The organism is Paenibacillus sp. JNUCC 35 (genome assembly GCF_058269095.1).
Genome location: NZ_CM177771.1, coordinates 682,031 through 704,259 on the forward strand (window position 1 = coordinate 682,031; position 22,229 = coordinate 704,259).

Annotated in this window: 21 protein-coding genes; 17 read left to right on the forward strand and 4 right to left on the reverse strand. The window is 55.1% G+C overall.

Annotated features, from left to right (window positions below; genetic code table 11):
* Nucleotides 1-5 precede the first annotated feature (5 nt).
* From hpaB to AC2TF6_RS03135, 3 genes are all read left to right on the forward strand, one after another.
* Complete coding sequence (gene hpaB, locus AC2TF6_RS03125) at nt 6-1,478, forward strand: 4-hydroxyphenylacetate 3-monooxygenase, oxygenase component (protein WP_491309858.1); 1,473 nt, start codon at nt 6-8, stop codon at nt 1,476-1,478.
* Nucleotides 1,479-1,672: 194 nt separating this feature from the next.
* Complete coding sequence (locus AC2TF6_RS03130) at nt 1,673-1,969, forward strand: putative quinol monooxygenase (protein ID WP_491309859.1); 297 nt, start codon at nt 1,673-1,675, stop codon at nt 1,967-1,969.
* Nucleotides 1,970-2,135: 166 nt separating this feature from the next.
* Entirely contained in the window at nt 2,136-2,540 is a 405-nt protein-coding gene (locus AC2TF6_RS03135) for a VOC family protein (RefSeq protein ID WP_491309860.1), read from the forward strand.
* 91 nt (nt 2,541-2,631) lie between these two features.
* Here the strand turns inward: AC2TF6_RS03135 and AC2TF6_RS03140 are convergent, their stop codons facing one another.
* The gene (locus tag AC2TF6_RS03140; protein WP_491309861.1) at nt 2,632-4,509 is read right to left on the reverse strand and encodes a bifunctional metallophosphatase/5'-nucleotidase; all 1,878 of its coding nucleotides are present in this window, start codon (nt 4,507-4,509) and stop codon (nt 2,632-2,634) included.
* 286 nt (nt 4,510-4,795) lie between these two features.
* Here AC2TF6_RS03140 and deoR point away from each other — a divergent pair, with 286 nt between their 5' ends.
* The 5 genes from deoR to AC2TF6_RS03165 all read left to right on the forward strand — a co-directional run bounded on the left by deoR (nt 4,796) and on the right by AC2TF6_RS03165 (nt 10,757).
* A complete protein-coding gene (deoR, locus tag AC2TF6_RS03145; protein ID WP_009671421.1) occupies nt 4,796-5,761 on the forward strand; it encodes a DNA-binding transcriptional repressor DeoR in 966 nt (321 codons plus the stop codon).
* Nucleotides 5,762-5,837: 76 nt separating this feature from the next.
* Nucleotides 5,838-6,671 (forward strand): purine-nucleoside phosphorylase, encoded by an 834-nt coding sequence (locus AC2TF6_RS03150; protein WP_491309862.1) that lies wholly within the window; start codon nt 5,838-5,840, stop codon nt 6,669-6,671.
* A gap of 274 nt (nt 6,672-6,945) precedes the next feature.
* Nucleotides 6,946-8,259 carry an amidohydrolase family protein gene (locus tag AC2TF6_RS03155; RefSeq protein WP_491309863.1) on the forward strand — a complete coding sequence of 438 codons (1,314 nt, stop codon included), beginning with the start codon at nt 6,946-6,948 and terminating at the stop codon, nt 8,257-8,259.
* A gap of 117 nt (nt 8,260-8,376) precedes the next feature.
* Nucleotides 8,377-9,597 (forward strand): NCS2 family permease, encoded by a 1,221-nt coding sequence (locus AC2TF6_RS03160; RefSeq protein ID WP_491311583.1) that lies wholly within the window; start codon nt 8,377-8,379, stop codon nt 9,595-9,597.
* Between the two features lie 479 nt (nt 9,598-10,076).
* Nucleotides 10,077-10,757, forward strand: a complete 681-nt coding sequence (locus tag AC2TF6_RS03165; protein WP_491309864.1) for a 4'-phosphopantetheinyl transferase family protein — start codon at nt 10,077-10,079, stop codon at nt 10,755-10,757.
* On the opposite strand, the gene AC2TF6_RS03170 is transcribed toward AC2TF6_RS03165, so the two are convergent.
* The 3 genes from AC2TF6_RS03170 to AC2TF6_RS03180 all read right to left on the reverse strand — a co-directional run bounded on the left by AC2TF6_RS03170 (nt 10,720) and on the right by AC2TF6_RS03180 (nt 12,902).
* Nucleotides 10,720-11,712, reverse strand: coding sequence for a DNA-3-methyladenine glycosylase family protein (locus AC2TF6_RS03170; RefSeq protein ID WP_491309865.1), 993 nt, complete (start codon nt 11,710-11,712; stop codon nt 10,720-10,722). The two genes, AC2TF6_RS03165 and AC2TF6_RS03170, sit on opposite strands and share 38 nt — an antisense overlap.
* Nucleotides 11,672-12,238 (reverse strand): methylated-DNA--[protein]-cysteine S-methyltransferase, encoded by a 567-nt coding sequence (locus AC2TF6_RS03175; RefSeq protein WP_491309866.1) that lies wholly within the window; start codon nt 12,236-12,238, stop codon nt 11,672-11,674. Before AC2TF6_RS03175 ends, AC2TF6_RS03170 begins: the two co-directional genes overlap by 41 nt.
* A 94-nt stretch (nt 12,239-12,332) precedes the next feature.
* The gene (locus AC2TF6_RS03180) at nt 12,333-12,902 is read right to left on the reverse strand and encodes a bifunctional transcriptional activator/DNA repair enzyme AdaA (protein ID WP_491309867.1); all 570 of its coding nucleotides are present in this window, start codon (nt 12,900-12,902) and stop codon (nt 12,333-12,335) included.
* A gap of 226 nt (nt 12,903-13,128) precedes the next feature.
* Between AC2TF6_RS03180 and AC2TF6_RS03185 the strand changes: the two genes are divergently transcribed.
* The 9 genes from AC2TF6_RS03185 (at nt 13,129) to AC2TF6_RS03225 (ending at nt 22,142) form a co-directional block, all read left to right on the forward strand.
* Nucleotides 13,129-13,710, forward strand: coding sequence for an LOG family protein (locus AC2TF6_RS03185; protein ID WP_491309868.1), 582 nt, complete (start codon nt 13,129-13,131; stop codon nt 13,708-13,710).
* 265 nt (nt 13,711-13,975) lie between these two features.
* Complete coding sequence (gene deoC, locus AC2TF6_RS03190; RefSeq protein ID WP_491309869.1) at nt 13,976-14,641, forward strand: deoxyribose-phosphate aldolase; 666 nt, start codon at nt 13,976-13,978, stop codon at nt 14,639-14,641.
* 27 nt (nt 14,642-14,668) lie between these two features.
* Nucleotides 14,669-15,070: a cytidine deaminase gene (locus AC2TF6_RS03195; RefSeq protein WP_491309870.1), complete on the forward strand. Its 402-nt coding sequence runs from the start codon at nt 14,669-14,671 to the stop codon at nt 15,068-15,070.
* Between the two features lie 122 nt (nt 15,071-15,192).
* Nucleotides 15,193-16,371: a NupC/NupG family nucleoside CNT transporter gene (locus tag AC2TF6_RS03200; protein ID WP_491309871.1), complete on the forward strand. Its 1,179-nt coding sequence runs from the start codon at nt 15,193-15,195 to the stop codon at nt 16,369-16,371.
* A gap of 26 nt (nt 16,372-16,397) precedes the next feature.
* Nucleotides 16,398-17,579, forward strand: a complete 1,182-nt coding sequence (deoB, locus tag AC2TF6_RS03205) for a phosphopentomutase (RefSeq protein WP_491309872.1) — start codon at nt 16,398-16,400, stop codon at nt 17,577-17,579.
* 54 nt (nt 17,580-17,633) lie between these two features.
* Nucleotides 17,634-18,341 carry a purine-nucleoside phosphorylase gene (gene deoD, locus AC2TF6_RS03210; protein WP_491309873.1) on the forward strand — a complete coding sequence of 236 codons (708 nt, stop codon included), beginning with the start codon at nt 17,634-17,636 and terminating at the stop codon, nt 18,339-18,341.
* Nucleotides 18,342-18,463: 122 nt separating this feature from the next.
* Nucleotides 18,464-19,765, forward strand: a complete 1,302-nt coding sequence (locus AC2TF6_RS03215; RefSeq protein WP_491309874.1) for a pyrimidine-nucleoside phosphorylase — start codon at nt 18,464-18,466, stop codon at nt 19,763-19,765.
* Between the two features lie 290 nt (nt 19,766-20,055).
* A complete protein-coding gene (locus AC2TF6_RS03220) occupies nt 20,056-20,652 on the forward strand; it encodes a TetR/AcrR family transcriptional regulator (RefSeq protein ID WP_491309875.1) in 597 nt (198 codons plus the stop codon).
* Between the two features lie 107 nt (nt 20,653-20,759).
* Nucleotides 20,760-22,142 (forward strand): MFS transporter, encoded by a 1,383-nt coding sequence (locus AC2TF6_RS03225; RefSeq protein ID WP_491309876.1) that lies wholly within the window; start codon nt 20,760-20,762, stop codon nt 22,140-22,142.
* Nucleotides 22,143-22,229 lie beyond the last annotated feature (87 nt).

A 22,229-nucleotide genomic window follows, 5' to 3' on the forward strand; every position in this document is an offset into this window, starting at 1 on the left:
TTCTAATGCCCGTTAAAAACGGCAGCGACTATATAGAACGGATTAACCGGCATCTTCCCGACGTCTGGATTGCGGGAGAACGGGTGCGGGGATTGATTTCGGAGCATCAAGCTTTCAAGGGACTGATGGCGACACAAGCTTCCATGTATGATATGCAGCAGGCGGAGGAATGGCATGCGAAAATGACGTATGCTTCCCCTTCGACAGGGGACCCGGTCGGATTGTCCTTCCTGCAGCCGAAGACGAAGAAAGATCTTGCGCTGCGCAGGCAGATGATGCAAGCGTGGGCATCGGCCCATCACGGTTTCCTGGGGCGCGCTCCCGATTATATGAATACGGCCATAATGGCTTTCGCCGCAGCGGCAGGTCTGCTCGAGAAAGAAACCCCCGAATACGCGGATAACTTGAGGCGGTATTACGAATACTGCCGGGAAAACGACGTGACGCTCTCACACGTGTTCATTCAGCCGAAAGCGGCGAGAATGCCCGCTTTTCTCCGGACCTTCGAGGAAGACGCCGCCGCCCGGGTGGTCGAGAAGAATAAAGACGGGATCGTGGTCCGGGGCGCGTTCTTGCTGGATACGCAAGGGGCGACGTCGGATGAAATCCTCGTTTTTCCGGCCCCTTTTCCGTACGGGGGCGGCGAGGACAGTCCGCACGCGTTCGCTTTTGCGGTGCCGAGCAATCTGGCCGGCGTGAGCTTCGTATGCAGAGAGAGCTTCGTCGGGGGCGAATCGGCTTACAACTACCCCCTAAGCTCCCGGTACGAGGAAATGGATACGCTGGTCCTTTTCGAAGACGCGCTCGTGCCGTGGGACCGTGTATTTATATGCGGGGATGAAAGGATGGCCTGGCAGCTTGTGGAGGAAAGCCGGTTCCATATCCACGCCGGTATGCAGATCATGTGCAAAAACATCGCCAAAACGGAATTCATTCTGGGCACTCTTGAAAGAATGGTCGAAGCAGGAGGCCTCGACAGCCACAGCCATGTAACCGAGAAAGTAACGGAAGTTATCGTGGCTTTGGAGACGCTCAAGGCGCTCCAGGTTGCGGCGGAAAAAGGAGCATCCCGGGACAAATGGGGGAGTATGCTGCCCGACCCGAAGCCGCTTCTTGCGGCCAACTCCTATTTTCCGAAAGTGTATCCGCGGTTTGTGGAAATCATCCAGTTGATCGGAGCCAGCGGGCTGATCATGATTCCGGACGAAGCGGATTTCGGCACCGAGATCGGCGGGCAGCTGAACCTTTACATGAAAGGGATTGACCTGAGCGCCGAAGACAACGTGAAATTATCCCGGCTTGCATGGGAGCTTGGCGTCAGTGCGTTCGGCGGCAGGCAGGCGGTTTACGAGCGTTTTTTCTTCGGAAACGCTGCGGTTGTAGACGGACGTTTGTACAGCACCTATAAAGAACGGGAAGCGTTAGGACGCCGGGTTCAGGATTTCTTGTCGGGAAAAGACGGAAAGGGATTGGGTTAAGTTTTGCCGGTAAAAGTTGAAAAAAGTTTCGGCCCGGGCCGGGGCTTTTTTTGCTTTTTGGTTTTTTTTCTTTTATATTATTTATAGATCAATATTTTATTATTGAAGTAATTAAGAGAGCTAACGTTTGGAAAACATACAAGAGAGCCCCCTGCGGGGAGAGGCTGTCTACCATAAGAGGAGGATAACCTGTCATGATTATTATTCACGCGGCCATGCGGCTGCAGCCGGGCAAAGACGAGGCGTTTCTGAAAGAAATTCTTCCGCTCGTGGAAGCTTCGAGAGGCGAGAGCGGCAACGTTTCGTATGATCTGTACAAACATGCGGAGAAGGAGCATGCCTACACGATGGTGGAGATCTGGAAAGATCAGCAGGCTGTGGCCAGCCACAATTCCAGCGCTCATTTCAAGGCTTTCACCGGCCAAGCCGGCGAATTTCTTGCCGCTCCGCTGGATGTGAAAGTTTATGCGGCCGAGGCGGTAAAGGTGTAGAAGATGGTGCAAAACGAGCTGCCGCCTGTAGTTTACAGACGGCGGCTTGTTCCGTATACCGGGATAAAACGTTGCGGCGATCCTAAAGATGGATTACTATCGGGTTTGTGCACAGCCTGTACACATACACACATTTCATAAGCAGACGGCAAAGGAGAATCGCGTCATGTCCGCAAAAGTTATCCACCATATTTGCATTCAGACGAGCTGTTATGAACAATCACTCGCATTTTACCGGGATGCGCTCGGCTTCGAGATTGTGCAGGAAACGCCCGGTTTTCATACACGGGCTTATAATTCCTGGCTGCGGCTCGGCGAGTTTTATATCGAACTGCAAACCGGCAAGGCCGGTGAAGAGCTTCAGCCGGCGAATACGAGTTCGCGGGGAATCGTTCATTTTTGTCTATGGGCCGAGGATCTTGAAGAAGAGGTCCGCCGTTTGAAGGATTCCGGAGCGGAGTTCAGGCTTAAAAACGGCCGGGAAATTTATACGGTAGAGAACGGGAAGCTGTGCAAGCTGACGGCGCCCGAAGGAACGATCATCGAACTGAGGGATACGAAAGGGATCTGACCGGTAAAAAAGAAAGGCCCGCAGACGGGATATTCTGCGGGCCTTTCTTTTTTTGAGCAGGCTGCTACCTGATAAGGGCAGCGTGCCGCTCTTATTTTACTTCAACGATACGTCCTTCGACCTTCGGATTAACGGTTCCCTGCTTGATCAAGGATTCTTCCACGACATCGTAAAGCGTGAAGCCGGAGTCGAACACTTTCTTATTCTTCATCATGGCATAGCCGTCACCGCCGGCCGCGATAAAGTCATTCGTAGCCAGCTTGTAGGTCTTGTCCGGGTCAACCGGCTCGCCTTTCACTTTCAGCTCGACCACTCTTTCGCCGGCAGGCTTGCTGCGGTCGTAGGTGAACGTCATGCCGCCGATTTGCGGGAAGCGCCCTTCGCCGCTCTCCACTTTGCCGACTCCGTTTTCGAGTGCCGCTTTCAGCTCGCTGCCTGTAAGCTCCAGGACGACAAGAGTGTTCGGGAACGGGAGCACGTCGTACAGATTTTTCTTCGTGATGTCTCCGGCTTTCACTTGGGTCCGGATACCGCCGCCGTTAATAAGCGCAACATCGGCTTCCTGTCCGACGATCGTCTTCGTTTTGGCGAGCATGGCATCGGCGATCAGGTTGCCGAGATTGGTTTCCTTCGCGCGTACGAGGGTGCGTTCCCCGTCAAGCTGAACGTCGGTTTTGGCGATTTTCACATCAAGCTGTCCGTCTACACGGCCGACGATATCTTTAACCAGCTTCGCCATCTCGGCATCGGGCTCTACTTTCTCGTCATACTCGATCAGGCCGCCGGTAAAGCCGACAAGCTCCTTGTTGTAATAGTACAAGTCCGCGCGGCCCATTGATTTGCCGTATTCCCAGTCCTGTACGATGTACGTGCCGTTTACGAACTCCGGCTTCGTCAGTTGGGTGTGGGAGTGGCCGCCGATGATCAGGTCGATGCCGGGAACCGTCTTCGCCATTTCGCGGTCGACTTCGATGCCGTTGTGGCAGACGACGATGACGTGATCGACTTTCTTTTTCAGCTCGGGTACAAGCTGCTTCGCTACTTCGATAGGGTCCTTAAACTCCAGCGCCTTCACGTTGTTCGGATGAGTCACGATCGGTGTATCCGCGGTCGTAAAGCCGAGGATGGCGAATTTCTTGCCGCCGATTTCGGTATAATGGACCGGCTGGAGCAGCTCCGTGCCGTCTTCTTTTTTGAAAACGTTGGAAGAAATGATCGGATGATCGACCATACCTTTGAGCTTGAGCAACTGCTCGTATCCGAAGTCGAATTCATGGTTGCCCGCCGCCTGCGCGTCGTAATCGAGGTAGTTCAGAAGCGGCACGATGGACTCGCCCTTGAACAGGTTGGCGAAAACGGTTCCTTGGAAAGTATCGCCCGCATCCATCAGCATGAAATTAGGGTTTTCCGCCCGCATTTCTTTCACGAGCGTTGCGATTTTGGCGTAGCCGAACTCTTTCAGCGATTTGTTTTCTTCGATATGTCCGTGAACGTCGTTGGTATGTCCGATCGTAATATGTAAGGTGATGGCTTGGCCGAGGGCCTGCAGAAAATCTTTCCGGGATACGGAGTCGGCACCGGCCGTCAGTTTGATGTCATACCCGGCTTTTTTGGCGATTTCGGTAACGGCTGCGGCGCTGAGGACGGCGTCCGGCGTTTTTACTTCCGCTTCGCTCAGCAGTCCCTGCTTTTTGGCCCAGGACAGGGAAGCCGAAGCCCAGTGGGAAATTGAAGCGTCCGTCGTCAGAGAAGCTCCCTTGGAACGGGCGAGAATAGTAGCGAGCTCCGCTGTCGAAACACTGCGGTCCAGCGCCAGGCCGCCGCCTTCGTAGCCTTCGATGATCGCTTTCTTTTGCATCCAGTCGGTATGGCTGAGCTGGGGTGCCGTCTGGGCGTAAATCGACGTGGCTAGAATAGAAGATATGATTGCGCTTACAGATAAAGCCGAAACAAATTTGCCTTTGAACAAAAGAATTCCCCCTTAACAAAAGTAGACCCATTGTAACATGAGCCTTTGGGGGCAACAATAGAGGTATAGCGAACATAGTTTGTCAATTTGTGCACGGACGCCGCCGTAAACGCTCTCAAAAATGGTATAATGAAGAGAAGTGCTTATTGAATTCACGCTCATCTTTATTCATTTCCGGCCTGGATTGGTTTGATTTTCATAAAAGGATGTTTTATACTCAGGAAATGAAATGATGTCACTTTTATATTGAACATAATTTCATAATGCGAGGCAGGGAAAAGCTCCAATGGAAGATGAAAAGCTCAGAAAGATTATCGAGGTAGCCAAATTATACTACCAGCTGGACTATAATCAGAACCAGATTGCGCAAATGCTCGGCTTATCCCGTCCGACCGTGTCGCGTCTGCTGCAGCAGGCCAAGACAGAAGGAATCGTGAAGATTCACATCGCGGACCCTTCGGAAGATTGCGAGGCTCTTGCGGTTACCTTACGGGAGAAGTTCCATTTGAAAAAAGCGGTGGTCGCTTTCGTACCGACTTATGACGACGAAATCGTCAAGAAATTTATCGGCGAAGCGGCCGCGCAGTACTTGATGACCACGGTAAAAGACAAAGATATTATCGGGGCTTCGTGGGGAACCACGATGTATCAGGTGGCGGCGAACCTCCAGCAGAAGGGGCTGACGGATTCCCGCGTCGTGCAGCTGAACGGAGGCGTGAGCCATGCGGACATTACGATCTCTCCGTCTGAAATCATCTATCTGTTCAGCCGGGCGTTTCACGTTACGCCGTATTTCCTCTATCTCCCGGCTATCGTCGATCACAGTCTGGTCAAGCAGGCGATTCAGTCCGACCGGCATATCCGCCGCGTGCTGGATCTCGGAAAGCTGGCCAATATCGCGATCTTTACGGTCGGGCTGCCGGATGCCGAATCGGTGCTGATCCAGTCCAATTACATGACCGAGGAAGATTTGGAGATTATCCAGAGCAGAGCCGTGGGCGACATTTGCTCGCGATATTTCGACGATAAAGGGCAGATCTGCCATACCAGTCTGAACGACCGCACCATCGGCATCGAGCTGGAGGATTTAAAGGAGAAAGAACAGGCGATTCTCGTAGCCGGCGGAATGAGAAAGGTAAACGCCATTTACGGCGCGCTCCGCGGCGGCTATGCGAATACGCTCATCACCGACCAGATGACGGCCAAAGCGCTCATCGCCAAACATGACGGCGGGCAGACGGCAACAGCCTGACGGCGGGCCGACAGGATACGCGGCGCGCCCCGGCCGGGCTGTCTTGTACCGCATCAAACCAGGGGGACTTCATGAGATGACACAGACTACACAGACTAACCACGTATCGCAGGCGGCTGCCTATATTAAGGACAAGTTGCCCTATACGCCGCAGGTCGGCCTTATTCTCGGTTCTGGCCTCGGCGTTCTTGCCGATGAAATCGAGAATCCGGTCGTTATTCCTTATCACGAGATTCCCGGCTTCCCGGTATCGACGGTTGAGGGACATGCCGGCCGGCTCGTATGCGGAATGCTGCAAGGCAAGCCGGTTGTCGCGATGCAGGGACGCTTTCACTATTACGAAGGATACGCCATGAATAAGGTCGTCTTTCCCGTTTTCGTCATGAAGCAGCTCGGCGTGAGGACGCTTCTCCTGACCAATGCCGCGGGCGGGGTCGACGTAAGCCTGGAGCCGGGGGATCTGATGCTGATCTCCGATCACATCAACCTGATGGCGTCCAATCCGCTGATCGGACCGAGCGACGCGCAGCTCGGTCCGCGCTTTCCCGATATGTCGGAGGCTTACTCGAAAAGACTGCGCGAAGCGGCGCGCGAAACCGCCGGCTCGCTGAACATGAGCCTGAAAGAAGGCGTATACGCGGGCCTTACGGGCCCTTCGTACGAAACGCCGGCCGAAATCCGCATGGTGCGGGCGCTCGGCGGAGACGCGGTAGGCATGTCCACCGTGCCGGAGGCTATCGCCGCGAGCTATGCGGGGCTTGAAGTGCTGGGCATCTCCTGCATTTCCAACATGGCCGCGGGCATCCTGGAGCAGCCGCTTTCCCATGCGGAAGTCATGGAGACGACCGAGATGGTGCGCGCTAACTTCGTGGCGCTGATCAAAGGCATCATCGGCCGCAGCGACCTGTAGCGGCAGTCCGGCCGTCCCGGCCGGTACCCTCAAGGAATCCTGGATATTGCCGTCCAGGATTCTTTTTTGCGCCCGGAAAAGGGAGCGGAACGTTTTGCAAGAAGGACGGCATAAAAATAGAATAGACAGATGTAAAATAAATTTCAAATTAATATTTACATATGTTCATGTCAAACCTATAATAGGTGTAATGTATTCCGGTTTCACAAATACTAGCCCCTGACAGCGGGTTTCATGCCTTACTTTTTTCTACAACTTAGACAAGTCTGGAGAGATGGTTTTGAATACAGCCTATGTGAACGGTCACTTTTTTACGATGGATGAAAGCAGCCGGCAGTACAAAAGCGGAATGATGGCCGTCAGCGGCGACACGATCGATTATATCGGCGATCATTCCGAACAGCGGCTGGCCGCGGCGGACCGGGTCGTCGATCTGGGCGGCAAATGGGTTATGCCCGGCCTCGTCAATGTCCACTCCCATATCGTGATGACCATCCTGCGGGGAATCGGCGACGATATGCTGCTGAAGCCGTGGCTGGAGACGAAGATTTGGCCGATGGAAGCCAAGTTTACGCCGGAGATCGCGTCTGTCAGCACCCGGCTCGGCATTCTGGAGATGCTGAAGTCGGGCACGACGACCTTCTCGGATATGTTCAATCCGAACGGCATCGACCTGGACGGCATCATGCAGGAAATTGCCGATACGGGCATCCGCGGCGCATTCTCGCATACGATTTTCAGCCTGGGTACGGAGCGGCAGCAGCGGGACAACATCGCCGGCGCGGAGCGGTTCGCGAAACAGTACCGCACGTTCGCGGACGGACGTCTGACAACGATGATTGCGCCCCATAGCCCGTATGCGTGCACGCCGGCGGCGCTGGAGGAAAGCGCGCGGATCGCGGCCGAGAACGGCCTGATGGTGCACATCCACGTGTCGGAGACGGATCTGGAGATCCGCGACATCGAGAGCCGCTACGGCGTGCGCCCCGTGGAGCACCTTCGCCGCCTGGGCCTGTTCGACCGGCCGACTGTGATGGCTCACGGAGTCGTTCTTAATGAGGAAGAAAGAGCGATTCTTCATCACTATGATGTGCGGGTGGCTCATAATCCGATCAGCAACTTGAAACTGGGATCGGGAGTGGCGGACGTTGCCGCGCTTCTGGAAGCGGGAGTCAAGGTCGGCATCGCCACGGACAGCACCGCCTCCAACAACAACCTCGATATGTTCGAGGAGATGAGGACAGCGGCCCTGCTGCAGAAAGGGATTTACAAAGACGCGAGCAAGCTTCCCGCCGAAACGGTGCTGGCGCTGGCTACACGTGTCGGAGCCGATGTTATCGGCATGGGCCATACGGGATCGCTGGAGCCGGGGAAGAAGGCGGATTTTATCACCATAGATCCGTCGGACAAGCCGCATCTTCAGCCGCTGGAACAGGCGTTTTCGCATTTGCTCTACGCCGCGAGCGGACGTGACGTCTGCGATGTGTATGTCGGCGGAACAGCCGTTGTGCGCGACGGAAGCTGCCTGACGATCGACGAAGAAAAGATCTTGGCGGAGGCCAACCGTCTGCAGGCTGAGCTGCGCTAAATCCGCTGCGCGGACTGCGGTTGACTGACGGGGCAGAGTGGAGGAATAGAAGTGATTCGGGGTCTTAACCGGTATTTTCAAGTGGAAGCCCACGGGACGACGTGGAAAAGAGAGCTGATGGCAGGCCTCACCTCGTTCTTTACGAGTGCGTACATTATGCTCGTCAATCCCCTTATCCTGCAGGATACGGGGATGCCGCTGAGCGCGGGAGTACTTGCCACCATTGCGGCGACCGTTATCGGCTGTCTGATGATGGCCCTATGGGCAAATGCGCCTATTATTGTCATTCCCGGCATGGGGCTGAACGCGTTCTTTACCTACACGATCGTCCAGTCGCTGGGACTTTCCTGGCAGCAGGCGCTTGCCGTTGTCGTCGTGTCGGGTGTCATTTTCCTGCTTGCGAGCGTGTCGTCGTTCGGCAGCAAAATTTTATCGGCGGTACCCGCGTCGCTGAAGCACGGGATTACCGCGGGAATCGGCCTTATGCTTACGTTTATCGGCCTTCAGAAAGGCCATATCATTCAGCCCGATTCCGTCAACTACGTGGCACTCGGCAGTTTTACGAGTCCGGTCACGCTGGCGACGCTTATCGGACTGGCAGTTACGTTCATGCTGTTTGTCCGCAACATAAAAGGAAGCCTGCTCATCGGAATCGGGTTTACGAGCATACTGACGCTCGGACTCGCAGGTACAGGAGATGTGGCCGATAAAGCGGTCGATCTGAAGGCTTACGGGCAAGTCCTGGGAGCCGCCGATTTCAGCGTCATGCAGATTCCGTTCTGGATCGCGGTCTTTTCCATGACGATGATCGTCCTGTTCGAGAACATGGGTCTGCTCAGCGGCATGCTGCCGGATAAGGAAAAGTTCCCGAAGGCTTACCGGGTCGTGGCGGTGTCCACGATCGTGTCCGGCTTCTTCGGGACCAGTCCGACCATCGCTTCGGCCGAAAGCACATCCGGCATTTCCGAAGGCGGCCGGACAGGCATCCCTCCGCTCGTAACGGCGGTCCTGTTCCTGCTCTCCGCCCTGGCGCTGCCCGTCATCGGGCTGATTCCCGGCAATGCCGTCGCGCCGGTGCTCATGATTATCGGAGCGCTGATGATGATGAGCGTGAAGGATATTCCGTTCAACGATTTCTCGGAATATTTGCCCGCGTTTCTCATCGTGGTGTGCATTCCGCTGACGTCCAGCATCGCGGACGGTCTCGCTTTCGGCTTCATCGCGTATCCTCTGACGAAGGCGGCCATCGGCCAGTGGAGAAAATGCTCGCCTCTGCTGTACGCGATTGCCGCGCTCTTTGTCCTGAACTTCGTGGCTTCCGCCGTGTTCGTACATTAAACAGAGGAGCCTGCATCGCGAAACAGGGAAATCCGTATCGCGCGCAGCTCCCGGCTAGGGGGGGGGTTGGCCTCCCATGACTTGTGGCCAACCACGCAGTACGGCCGCTTCACGCTTGCGGACCCGGCTCCCTTCTGTCCGGGAAGCGCTGCGTCGACAGCAGCGGCACCCTAAAAAGCCTGACGATACTTGGTATCGTCAGGCTTTTTTGCATGTGAAGAAGCCTCCGGGCTCGGAGCGAACGACCTAAGAAGTCCAGCGTCCCGGCCCTGGCGTCGGCAGGATGGCTGCGGAGTGGCTGAACTGGCACCGGCTTCGTTTTTTTGCGGCCGCATAAGAAGATGGAACGGCTTATTGGAATGTCTGTCCCACAGAGGCCCTTACATTTGGTACAATAAGGGAAAAGGGGGCAGGTTCCCTTGAAAACAGGCTCTGCCTGCCTCGGTTAAGCCGACAACATCGATTATTGGGGATATGAGATGGACATTTATGCGATAAACATACGTTTCGACGAAGAAGAGACTGTACAGCATGCGGACCGGCTCATGGTCCATCTGTCGGAGGAGAAGCGGGCCAAGGCCCAAAGGTTCCACCGGATGGAGGACCGGGTGAGGGCGGTTGCCGCGGATGCCCTTGCGAGATGGTGCCTGTGCCGGAAAATGGCCGCCGCTAACCCGGAGCTGCGCTTCGGGACGAATGCCTACGGCAAGCCGCATGTGACCGCGCCCCGTACCGGCGTCCATTACAACGTGACGCATTCGGGCTGCTGGGTCGCGGCGGCCGTTTCCGAAACGGAAGTCGGCATTGACGTGGAGCAGATCCAGCAGGTGGATCTGGATATTGCCGAACGCTTTTTTTCTGCCGCGGAGAAAGCCGACCTCTTCAGCCTCCCTCCGGAGGAGCGGCTGGATTATTTCTTCGATCTGTGGACGCTGAAGGAGAGCTACATCAAAGCGGTCGGCAAAGGCTTGTCGATTCCGCTGGACTCTTTTGCCATCCGCAAGAGGGCAAGCGGCGTGTTCGAGCTGGAGCCGCAGCCGACCCATGCTTTCAAGCAGTATGAGCTTGACGGGCCTTACAAATTGTCCGTTTGCTCGACTTTGGACAATTTTCCGGATGAAGTTACCTTGCTGCGTCTGGAAGATCTGGTGTTTGAATAGCAAGAGAACCCTCCGGCAGGAGGCTTCTCCACAAATAAAACACCGCATAAGCCTCCCAGCCCCGCCAGGGAGCGAAAAGCTGCCGGATCTCTTCGAGAGCCGGCTTTTGCGTGCGGTGCAGGAGCTGCTTCAGCGCGTTGTGGAGCCCCGCGTCCCCGATCGGGAAAGCGGCCGGGTTCCGCAGGCAGCGCATCAGCACGTAATGCGCGGTCCACGGACCGATGCCGCGGATGGCGAGCAGGGTGCGCTCGGCATCCGCGTAGGACCCGGAAGCAAGAAGCGCCTCCTTCGATAGCGTGCCGCTGTCCATCAGACCCGCCACATGGAGGATGTACTCGGCTTTCTTGCCGGTGAATTGGAGCTGCCGCAGCTCTTCCACGCACACGTCCGCCAGGTCCCTCGGTTTCGGGAAAAGCCAGTAGGTGCGGCCTTCCCAAACCAGCTTTTTGCCGTAGTTCTCCACAAGCCTGCGCTTGAGCGTATAAGCGAACGTTAAATTAATCTGCTGCCCGGCGATCGCCCAGCAGAGGGCTTCGAACAAATGCGGTACGCCGATGATGCGGAGCCCGTAATACCCGGAAGCTAACGGACCGAGCAGTGGATCGGACTGCGCGGCCGCATAGAAGGGCGTCATGTCTCTGGCGAGGTCCATCCATTCCGCCGTGTAGGCCACCGCTTCCCGGACGGCGTCCGGATCTGCGGGCGGGCCCTGCAAAAACCGGAGCTGGAGCCGGCCGGGACCCGGCTCGCTGATTTCGGCCGGAAGCAGTTCTTTCCCCGCTTCGAGCAGCTTGTAAATGCGGCCGCTCTCCACGCTGTGAAGGCATTCAAGGGGGGAGCGCGTCAGGTACAGAAGCGTTTCCGGGTAACTGAACGCCGCCGGAGTCTCGATCTGCGCGATTCCCGTCTGTTCGTCAAAACTGAAAACGGGCGTGTCCTTTTGCCGTATAGTCATGGAATCCCTCCAGTCTGAGCAGCTCTTCTTTGACCTGAAGGCCTCCTCTGAAACCGGTGAGCGTCGCATTTTTGCCGATGACGCGGTGGCAGGGCACGATGATGGGAACGGGATTGGCGCCGTTGGCCGTACCGACCGCTCTTACGGCTGCGGGACTGCCCACGCTGGCCGCAATGTCGGAGTAGCTGCGCGTCTCGCCGAACGGAATTTCGGCAAGAGCCTTCCAGACGGAAGTCTGGAAGGCCGTGCCCCGCATATCGAGCGGAACGTCGAATTGCTGGCGGTTCCCTTCGAGATACTCCTTTAATTGAAGGAGATAGCCGGCCATCCGTTCTTCGTCTTCGATCAGCACGGCTCCGGGAATCTGCCTGGCGGCCCAGCTTTCCAAAGTGTCCAGACTCTCGGACGGCCACGTAATGCGGCACAATCCCCGGTCTGTGGCGGCTACGTATAAAGGTTTGTTCCGGAAAAGGGGATGCACCAGGGCCGCCCAATAAATTTCGGTTGTCGCCGAAAGAGTGTTCATTTTAGTTGCCTCCTGCTTGTCTCGGTTTGTCTTGAACTGAATTGAACTGAATTAACTTGAATTGAATTGGTTTTACTTTGGCTTCGGTACTCACTCAGGAGTTTCGGGCATTCTGTTCTCTAAATTCATTCGGCGTACAGCCGGCAGTTTTATGAAAGACCGCGGAGAAATGAGAAGCGCTGCGGAACCCGACTGCCGCGGCGATTTCGCCGATAGGCTGTTCACTCCGTGCAAGCCTGTGCTTCGCTTCCTCCATGCGGATAAGAAGAAGCTGGCGCGAGGGACTGATCCCGGTCGTCCGTTTGAACGTCCGCTGCAGATGATAAGGGCTCATGTTCAGCTCGGACGCAAGCCCGTGTAGCGTCAGATTTTCGCCATAGCGGGTGCGGATCAGGCCGAGTACGGTTTCCGCCAGTTCCGCATCGGGTCCGTGGGGACTCGGATTCTCGGGCTTGCACCTTTTACAGGGGCGGAACCCGGCTGTCAGAGCTCCTTCGATGCTATCGTACACCCGCACATTTTCGGGCTTGGGAGTCCGGGACCGGCAGGATGGCCTGCAAAAAATGCCCGTAGACGTAATGCCCACATAATACTGCCCGTCGTGACGAGTATCTCTGCTTAAAATCGTCTCGTAGACGGATTTGAAAATAGCGTCCTCGTTCATCCGTTAACCGCACCTCCTTCTCTTAACATTATAAACTTCCGTCCGGTGCTTGATAATAGGAGTGAAATAGGACAGCAAAAATTCGCTAAGACTTTGAATGTGCGAGAATCTGGAAGCAAAAGAGGGATATAGACCTTGATCGGCCGTGCCGTCCGGTTTTCCTCGGCTCTGCTTTCCACTATAATGAAGGAAGATTTTGTACAAAAAGGATGGAGGAGATCAGACAATGAAACGCATAGCGGTTTTCTGCGGATCAAGCAACGGAGCATCTGAAGTCTACAGGGAAGGGGCCGTAAGGCTCGGTCGCGAGCTTGCGGAGCAGGGTCTCGCACTCGTATACGGAGGCGCCAGTGTCGGGCTGATGGGAGCTGTGGCCGATGCGGTTCTGGAAGCCGGAGGCGAGGTTATCGGGGTTATCCCGAAAATGCTCGAGAACCGGGAAATTTCCCATCACGGCCTGACCGAACTGATCGTCGTCGATTCCATGCATGAGCGCAAAGCGAAAATGGCGGACCTTGCGGACGGATTTATGGCCCTACCGGGAGGACCGGGTACGCTGGAGGAGTTTGTGGAAATTTACACGTGGGGGCAGCTCGGTCTTCACCGGAAGCCGTTCGGGCTTGTCAATCTCAATCATTATTACGATCCCCTCGTCGCCCTCTTCGACCGGATGAATCAGGAGCAGTTTATGCAGGACAAGTACCGCTCGATGGTGCTGGTGGACGAAGACCCGGCCAAGCTGCTGGAACAGTTTGCTTCCTACAAAGCTCCGGAAGTCAAAACTTACATAAAGAACGATCAGACCTGAAATTTCAGGCATCCTTAGTAAAACGTACCGAAAAGAAGCATACTAGAGTCGTTTACGGCCTTCTTGGTGAAGAAGACTGTAAGGGGCTCTTTTTTATGCCCGGAAAAAGAGCGTAAGAAGTCTAAAGACACAAAAACGACATGAACATAATTTTACGATGTGTTTTACATATGTTCATGCGTGTGCTATCATGAAGGCATGAAATTCCTAAACACATTGTCTTTTTAAAAGGGCATGATAACTCATAATCAAGGAGTGTAAACACATGAGCATAGCCGGAATGATCGATCACACGCTGCTTCGCGCAGACGCGACAAAGGCTGAAATCACCAAGCTGACGGAAGAGGCGAAAAAGTACGAATTCGCGTCCGTCTGTGTAAATCCGACTTGGGTTGCCTATGCGGCCGAACAGCTCTCGGGATCGCCCGTGAAAGTTTGTACGGTCATCGGATTCCCTCTAGGCGCCACGACGTCTGCCGTGAAAGCGTTTGAAACGAAGGATACGATCGCAAACGGTGCCGGAGAAGTCGACATGGTCATCAACATCGGCGCCCTCAAAGCAGGCGACGATACGCTGGTGGAAAGCGACATTAAAGCCGTTGTCGACGCGGCCGCGGGCAAGGCACTGGTGAAAGTCATCATCGAAACGAGCCTTCTTACGGACGAAGAAAAAGTGCGCGCAAGCAAGCTGGCGGTTAAAGCTGGAGCGGACTTCGTGAAGACGTCCACCGGGTTCTCGACTGGCGGAGCGACACCTGCGGATGTAGCGCTGATGCGCAAAACCGTCGGTCCCGACGTAGGCGTCAAAGCATCGGGCGGCGTACGCAGTCTCGAGGATATGAACGGCATGATCGAAGCCGGGGCAACCCGCATCGGGGCTAGCTCGGGCGTTAAAATCATGGAAGGCGGCCAGTCCACTTCTTCCTACTAAACCCTGACCTTTGAGGAGGACGGATCCATGAAAGACCAGCTGATACAAGAAGCAATCGAAGCCCGCAAGCATGCCTATGTGCCTTATTCGGGCTTCCAGGTCGGAGCGGCCGTGCTCACGGGCGGGAAGGTTTACCGGGGATGCAACGTTGAGAATGCATCCTACGGTTTAACCAACTGCGCGGAGCGGACAGCTATTTTTAAAGCAGTTTCGGAGGGCGAAGGCGGGCACAAGCTCGAAGCTATCGCCATCGTGGCGGACACGGAAGGACCGGTATCGCCATGCGGCGCATGCAGACAGGTTATCGCCGAATTCAGCGACCGGAATACGAAGATTTACTTGACCAATCTTCACGGCAATACCGAAGAATGGACGATCGACCGGCTGCTCCCGGGAGCTTTTCAAGCCGATGACATGGAAAAAAAGTAAAAATCAATATGAAACTTCTTTTTGTAAACTAAATGTAAGCGCTTAATAGTTTTTCAGGTTCAGAGAACTGTGCCTGCAATCAAATCTGCTAATGCTGAGCAACCATTGGGGGAACCACTAACATGAAATATTTAGTTGCTATTCTGGGCGTGCTTGTCGTGTTCGGGCTTACTTACGCCGCCAGCAACAATCGTCACAAAATTCGATACCGTCCGCTGTTCGTCATGATCGCCCTGCAGGTGGTCCTGGCTTTCGCCCTTCTGAATACAAGCGTGGGCGAATTTCTGATCCGCGGTTTCGCAAGTGTATTCGAATCGCTTCTCGCCTATGCGTCCGAAGGGATCAATTTTGTGTTCGGTGGCATAGCGAACGACAAGACGTCTCCGTTCTTCCTGAACGTGCTGCTTCCTATCGTATTCATTTCCGCATTGATCGGGATTTTGCAGTATACTAAAATTTTGCCGTTTATCGTCAAATACATCGGTCTGGTGCTCAGTAAGGTCAACGGCATGGGTAAGCTTGAATCTTACAATGCCGTGGCATCTGCTATACTGGGTCAATCGGAAGTATTCATTTCGGTGAAGAAACAAATCGGCCTGCTGCCGAAACACCGGCTGTACACGCTTTGCGCTTCGGCCATGTCCACGGTTTCGATGTCCATCGTCGGAGCTTACATGCAGATGATCGAGCCGAAGTTTGTCGTAACGGCGCTGGTATTGAACCTGTTCGGCGGATTTATTATCTCGTCGATTCTTAACCCTTACGTGGTTACGAAGGAAGAAGATATTCTTGAAGTGCAGGAAGAAGAAAAGCAGTCTTTCTTCGAAATGCTGGGAGAATACATTCTCGACGGTTTTAAAGTCGCCATTATCGTGGCGGCCATGCTGATCGGTTTCGTGGCCCTGATCGCCTTGATCAACGGTATTTTCAACGGCATTTTCGGCATCTCGTTCCAGTCTTTGCTCGGGTATATTTTCGCTCCGTTCGCGTTTGTAATGGGCGTGCCTTGGGCCGAAGCGGTCGAAGCCGGAAGCATTATGGCAACCAAGATGGTATCCAACGAGTTCGTCGCCATGCTCGACCTTGCCAAACATACGACAATGTCCCCGCGGACTGTCGGAATCGTATCGGTGTTCCTCGTTTCCTTCGCGAACTTCTCTTCCATCGGGATCATCGCCGGTGCGGTTAAAGGGCTTCACGAAAAACAGGGCAACGTTGTGGCCCGTTTTGGTTTAAAATTACTGTATGGAGCTACATTGGTCAGCGTCCTGTCGGCTACGATTGCGGGGCTGTTCCTGTAAGCTGAATAGGAAAGGAAGCGAGAAACATGACTATGTTTAAACGGATTCACCTGATTGTACTGGACTCGGTCGGTATCGGCGAAGCGCCGGACGCCGCTAAATTCGACGACTTCGATGTCGATACCCTGGGACATATCGCCCGGGAGAGGGGCGGCCTCAACATGCCGAACATGGCCAAGCTGGGCCTCTCCAACATCCGTCCGATCGAAGGCGTGCCTGCGGCGGACAAGCCGCTGGCTTACTATACGAAGATGCAGGAAGCGTCGAACGGGAAAGATACGATGACCGGGCACTGGGAGATCATGGGCCTGAACATCGCAACGCCTTTCCGCGTGTTCCCGGACGGCTTCCCGGATGAGCTGATCGGGCGCATCGAAGAGAAAACCGGCCGCAAGGTGATCGGCAACAAGCCGGCCAGCGGCACCGAAATCATCGACGAGCTCGGTGAGGAGCACGTGAAAACCGGAGCGCTTATCATTTACACGTCCGCGGACTCCGTGCTGCAGATTGCCGCCCACGAAGACGTCGTGCCTCTGAAGGAACTTTACGAAATTTGCGAGTTCTGCCGCGAAATTACGCTGGAAGATCCGTATATGCTGGGACGCATCATCGCTCGCCCGTTCGTCGGCGAAGCCGGCAGCTTCAAACGGACGGCCAACCGTCACGATTACGCCTTGAAGCCTTTCGGGCGCACTACGATGAACGAGCTGAAAGACAAAGGCTTCGACGTGATCGCGCTCGGCAAAATCTCCGACATCTACGATGGCGAAGGCGTTACGAAAGCGGTCCGGACCGTTTCCAACATGGACGGGATGGACAAGCTGGTGGACACGCTCGGCGAGTCCTTCACCGGACTCAGCTTCTTGAACCTCGTCGATTTCGACGCTCTCTACGGCCACCGGCGTGATCCGCAAGGGTACGGACAGGCGCTGGAGGATTACGACGCCCGCCTGCCGGAAGTGTTCGCCAAATTGACGGACGAGGATCTGCTGATCGTCACGGCCGACCACGGCAACGATCCGACTTACCGCGGAACGGACCATACACGCGAATACGTGCCGCTGCTCGTTTACTCGCCGCGTTTTGCGGATGGCGGCAAAGAGCTGCCGCTGCGCCGCACGTTCGCCGATATCGGCGCTACCGTAGCGGACAACTTCGGTGTCACGCTGCCCGCCCACGGCACAAGCTTCCTGACGGACTTGAAATAAACCGGGACGATAAGCCGTCCCTTCTATCCTTATTTATAACGGAGGTATACGTTCATGAGCGTTCATATTGGTGCAAAACCGGGCGACATCGCCGAAACGATCCTGCTGCCGGGCGACCCGCTGAGAGCGAAGTATATCGCGGAAACTTACTTGTCCGACGTAATCTGCTACAACGAAGTCCGCGGCATGCTGGGCTTTACGGGCACGTATCAGGGCAAGCGGGTTTCGGTGCAGGGATCGGGCATGGGGATTCCGTCGATCAGTATTTACGTCAACGAGCTGGTCAGCCAGTACGGCGTCAAAAACCTGTTCCGCGTCGGCACGTGCGGAGCCATGCAGGAGCATGTCCGGGTCCGCGATGTGATCCTGGCCCAGGCGTCCTGCACGGATTCGAGTGCGAACCGCCATGTTTTCGGCGGCTTCGACTACTCCCCGATCGCGAGCTTCCCGCTGCTTAAGGCCGCTTACGAGCGCGGTGTGGAGAAGGGGCTTAAGCTTCATGTCGGCAACATTTTCAGCTCCGACATCTTCTACCGCGACGACAAGACGGTCGTGCAGAAGCTGATGGATTACGGCGTGCTCGGCGTTGAGATGGAGACGACCGCCCTTTACACGCTGGCAGCCAAATTCGGCGTGAACGCTCTGACGATTCTGACCGTGAGCGATCACCTTCTGACTGGCGAGGAAACGTCGTCGGAAGAACGGCAGACGACCTTCAACGAGATGATGGAAGTGGCTTTGGATACGGCGGTTTCGCTGTAGGACGTTACTAAAGATATTAAGACAGACGGATGACGGATAAACGGGACACAGGTTTAGATCTGGCACCCCCGTGAATAGGAATTAGTTAAGAGTACTTACTGGTAAAGCGAGGAGAAAAGACGATGAGAATGGTCGATTTGATTGCGAAGAAGCGTGACGGCAAAGAACTGACGACGGAAGAAATCAACTTTATTATCGAAGGTTACACGAAAGGGGATATTCCCGACTATCAGGTCAGCGCACTGGCGATGGCGATCTACTTCAAGGACATGACGGCGCGCGAGCGGGCCGATCTGACGATGGCAATCGTCAACTCCGGCGAAACGATTGACTTGTCCGCGATTGAAGGCGTCAAGGTAGACAAGCACTCCACGGGCGGAGTGGGCGACACGACGACCCTGGTGCTGGCTCCGCTCGTAGCGGCTTTGGATATTCCCGTTGCGAAAATGTCCGGACGCGGTCTGGGCCACACCGGCGGCACGATCGACAAGCTGGAAGCTATCGAAGGCTTCCACGTGGAGATCTCCAAGGACGAGTTCGTGAGCCTGGTGAACGAACACAAAATCGCTGTGATCGGGCAGACCGGCAACCTGACGCCTGCCGACAAGAAGCTGTACGCTCTTCGCGACGTGACGGCGACCGTAGATTCCATCGCGCTCATCGCCAGCTCCATCATGAGCAAGAAAATCGCCGCAGGCTCGGACGCTATCGTGCTCGATGTCAAAACGGGCGCAGGCGCGTTTATGAAAACTCCCGAGGACGCGAAAGAACTGGCGCACGCCATGGTCAGCATCGGAAATAACGTAGGCCGCAAGACGATGGCCGTTATTTCCGATATGAGCCAGCCGCTCGGCGCCGCCATCGGCAACGCGCTGGAAGTGCGGGAGGCTATCGATACGCTGCGCGGCCATGGGCCGAAGGATCTGGAAGATCTCTGCCTCGCCCTGGGAAGACAAATGGTCTTCCTGGCAAACAAAGCTTCTTCCCTGGAAGAAGCCGAAGCGAAGCTCAAAGAAGTAATCCGCAACGGCAAGGCGCTGGAGAAATTCAAGGAGTTCATCGCCAACCAGGGCGGGGATGCGTCGGTCGTGGACGATCCCGAGAAGCTGCCTAAAGCGAAGTTCCTGATCGAAGTGCCGGCACGCGAAGACGGTGTCGTAGCCGAAATCGTCGCCGATGAAATCGGTACGGCGGCTATGCTGCTCGGAGCGGGACGCGCCACGAAGGAATCGGAGATCGATTTGGCCGTCGGCCTTATGCTGAACAAGAAGATCGGCGAGAATGTTAAAGCGGGCGAATCCCTCGTAACGATCCACGCCAACCGTGAAAACGTGGACGATGTGATCGCTATGATTTACGACAACATCCGTATCTCGGACCATGCCGAATCTCCTGTTCTTATTCACGATATCGTGACAGAGTAGGGTCCGCGAGAAGCCTGGAATTTTACAGAATTACGGCTGATTGAAAAAACGGCTTCAGTCCGGCCGCAGGCCGAAGAAACCGCCGCATCGGGAATGCGGCGGTTTTTTGCGTTTGCGTGGCTGAGTTGCGGGGGGCTGAAATAGAACGGCTTGGCTTCTTTGTTTGGGGGTTGACAACAATTGGAATGGGGAATAGAATGAACGAATTGATAGTGAGTACTAACAAACATAACGATCATTTGTTTTCCTTAACGGGAAGAAACATACAGATAACAGAAGGAGGGGAAAGCATGAGCGGCAGCTCATCCTCAAGCAGCTCAGACAAACTGCTGCTGGCGGCTATCGATCTCATAGCGGATAGAGGCTATAAATGCGTCACCACCAAAGAAATCGCCGCTGCTGCGGGACTGAGTGAAATGACGCTGTTCCGGCACTTCGGAAGCAAGCAGAATTTGCTCGAATCCGCCTTCGACCGGTTTCATTACGCTGGGGAGATGCAGAAGCTTTTTACGGAAAAGCTGGTATGGGAGCTGGAAACCGATCTTCTCCTGATCAGCCGGACCTACCACGAAATCATGAACCGAAACCGCAAAATGATCCAAATCAGCCTGAGAGAATCGGGAAGCCTGCCCGGTTTCCGGGAAAAGACACAGAGGCATCCCCGCCATTTAAGAGAGTTTTTGACGGACTATTTCGTGAAGATGACGGAGCGGGGAAAAATGGTCTCGACCAATCCCGATCTCCAGGCGGTCTCGTTCATGTGGATGAATTACGGCGCGTTTATGAATAACCGGGAAGGTTGGGGAGAGGGGACGTTCGCCGATGTTGCGCTCGACGATTTTATCCGGGAAAGCGTAAAGGTGTTCGTCAGGGGGCTGACTCCCTAGTTTTTTTTGCCCGATATGTTAGTGGGCACAAACATACAAAGCTTTAATTATTAGCGAGATTAACCGAAGTATTCGGATATCATTTACATACTGGGGAGGCGAAAGCCGTGTCAACCGCTGTACAGAAAACAACCGGCGATAAAATTATGCGGGTTCTGGCGTTCACTCTCGTCATTTCGGTCATGAACGCCTCGATTTTCAACATCGTTCTGCCGCAGATCAGCGCGGAATTTCATCTGAATTCGGCCCAGGTCAGCTGGGTGGCTTCCATCTACATGCTGGTTTACGCCATCGGCTCGGTCATTTACGGCAAGCTCGCGGATAAGTATCCGTTAAAACGGCTGATCACGTTCGGGCTGACCGTTTTTGCGCTGGGCTCCGTCATCGGCCTGTCGGCCTCCGCCTACTGGATGGTCATTCTGGCAAGGGGCTTCCAGGCCATAGGATCTTCGGTAATCCCCGCGGCCGCGATGATTATCCCGATCCGGTTTTTCCCGCCGGAGACCCGCGGCAGAGCCCTGGGCATCTCGGCTATCGGGATGGCGCTCGGCAACGCGCTCGGACCGGTTCTCTCGGGCCTGATCATGAGCGTAGCGGACTGGCGCTGGCTGTTCTGCCTGTCTCTGCTCACGCTGGTGACGCTGCCCTTCTACCGCAAATTGCTGGATGACAAGCCCGGAACGGCGGGCAAAATCGACGCGTGGGGCGGCGCCCTTCTGGCGGGAACCGTCAGCCTGCTGCTGCTGAGCATCACGAACGGCGGCTGGATCACCGTGATCAGCGGAATCGTGCTGCTCGGACTTTTTGTTCTCCGCATTTTGAAGGCGGAGGAGCCTTTTATCCAGCCCCGGCTGTTTTTGAATAAACATTACGTAACGGGCCTGGTCGTTTCTCTGATCATTGTAGGTCTCGGTTTTTCCTTATCGTTCCTGATCCCTCAGCTCATGTCGCACGTGAATCATATAGAGCCCGGCATGATCGGCTTTATGATGGTGCCGGGAGCGGCCGCATCCGCAATGATGGGTCTCAGAGGCGGCAGGCTGGCGGATGAGAAGGGCAACTCCTTTCTCGTGTATCTTGCGTCCTCTCTGCTGTTTATCAGCTTTGTTCTGCTATCCTCCTTGTCCGGCGCTCTTCCCGCGCTCGTGTCGGCTCTGCTCATCTTCGGCAATGTAGGCATGACGTTCATGCAAATTGCGCTGTCCAACACCATTTCGAGGTCTCTGGCCAGAGACCAGGTCGGCGTGGGGATGGGGCTGATGGCCATGATGAATTTTATCGGAATCGCGTCCTCGTCGGCTATTTACAGCAAGCTCCTGGACAACGGGGCAACGGTGACGTGGAATCCCTTCAATCTGTACCAGGGAGCTTCCGTGTACAGCAACATTTACTTGGGGCTTGCTGTCCTCGTTCTCGCGGCGGCCGGTATTTATTTCTACCGGTTCGGCAGAACTCCGGCAAGCGCAGTACCGCGAAAAGCGGAAGCTTAAAGCTGCAAGGCAGTGGTGAAATTGAATTCGTAAAGACGAAGCACGGGAAAAGGAGATCACTGCGCGTAAGCGGTGATCTCTTTTTTT

Coding starts and splice junctions, on each gene's coding strand:
- AC2TF6_RS03215 (WP_491309874.1), top strand. CDS start 18,464: ATGAGAATGGTCGATTTGATTGCGAAGAAGCGTGACGGCAAAGAACTG.
- deoD (WP_491309873.1), top strand. CDS start 17,634: ATGAGCGTTCATATTGGTGCAAAACCGGGCGACATCGCCGAAACGATC.
- deoR (WP_009671421.1), top strand. CDS start 4,796: ATGGAAGATGAAAAGCTCAGAAAGATTATCGAGGTAGCCAAATTATAC.
- AC2TF6_RS03175 (WP_491309866.1), bottom strand. CDS start 12,238: ATGAACACTCTTTCGGCGACAACCGAAATTTATTGGGCGGCCCTGGTG.
- AC2TF6_RS03165 (WP_491309864.1), top strand. CDS start 10,077: ATGGACATTTATGCGATAAACATACGTTTCGACGAAGAAGAGACTGTA.
- AC2TF6_RS03160 (WP_491311583.1), top strand. CDS start 8,377: ATGGCAGGCCTCACCTCGTTCTTTACGAGTGCGTACATTATGCTCGTC.
- AC2TF6_RS03200 (WP_491309871.1), top strand. CDS start 15,193: ATGAAATATTTAGTTGCTATTCTGGGCGTGCTTGTCGTGTTCGGGCTT.
- AC2TF6_RS03135 (WP_491309860.1), top strand. CDS start 2,136: ATGTCCGCAAAAGTTATCCACCATATTTGCATTCAGACGAGCTGTTAT.
- deoC (WP_491309869.1), top strand. CDS start 13,976: ATGAGCATAGCCGGAATGATCGATCACACGCTGCTTCGCGCAGACGCG.
- AC2TF6_RS03155 (WP_491309863.1), top strand. CDS start 6,946: ATGGTTTTGAATACAGCCTATGTGAACGGTCACTTTTTTACGATGGAT.
- AC2TF6_RS03220 (WP_491309875.1), top strand. CDS start 20,056: ATGAGCGGCAGCTCATCCTCAAGCAGCTCAGACAAACTGCTGCTGGCG.
- deoB (WP_491309872.1), top strand. CDS start 16,398: ATGACTATGTTTAAACGGATTCACCTGATTGTACTGGACTCGGTCGGT.
- AC2TF6_RS03180 (WP_491309867.1), bottom strand. CDS start 12,902: ATGAACGAGGACGCTATTTTCAAATCCGTCTACGAGACGATTTTAAGC.
- AC2TF6_RS03130 (WP_491309859.1), top strand. CDS start 1,673: ATGATTATTATTCACGCGGCCATGCGGCTGCAGCCGGGCAAAGACGAG.
- AC2TF6_RS03185 (WP_491309868.1), top strand. CDS start 13,129: ATGAAACGCATAGCGGTTTTCTGCGGATCAAGCAACGGAGCATCTGAA.
- AC2TF6_RS03195 (WP_491309870.1), top strand. CDS start 14,669: ATGAAAGACCAGCTGATACAAGAAGCAATCGAAGCCCGCAAGCATGCC.
- AC2TF6_RS03150 (WP_491309862.1), top strand. CDS start 5,838: ATGACACAGACTACACAGACTAACCACGTATCGCAGGCGGCTGCCTAT.
- AC2TF6_RS03170 (WP_491309865.1), bottom strand. CDS start 11,712: ATGACTATACGGCAAAAGGACACGCCCGTTTTCAGTTTTGACGAACAG.
- hpaB (WP_491309858.1), top strand. CDS start 6: ATGCCCGTTAAAAACGGCAGCGACTATATAGAACGGATTAACCGGCAT.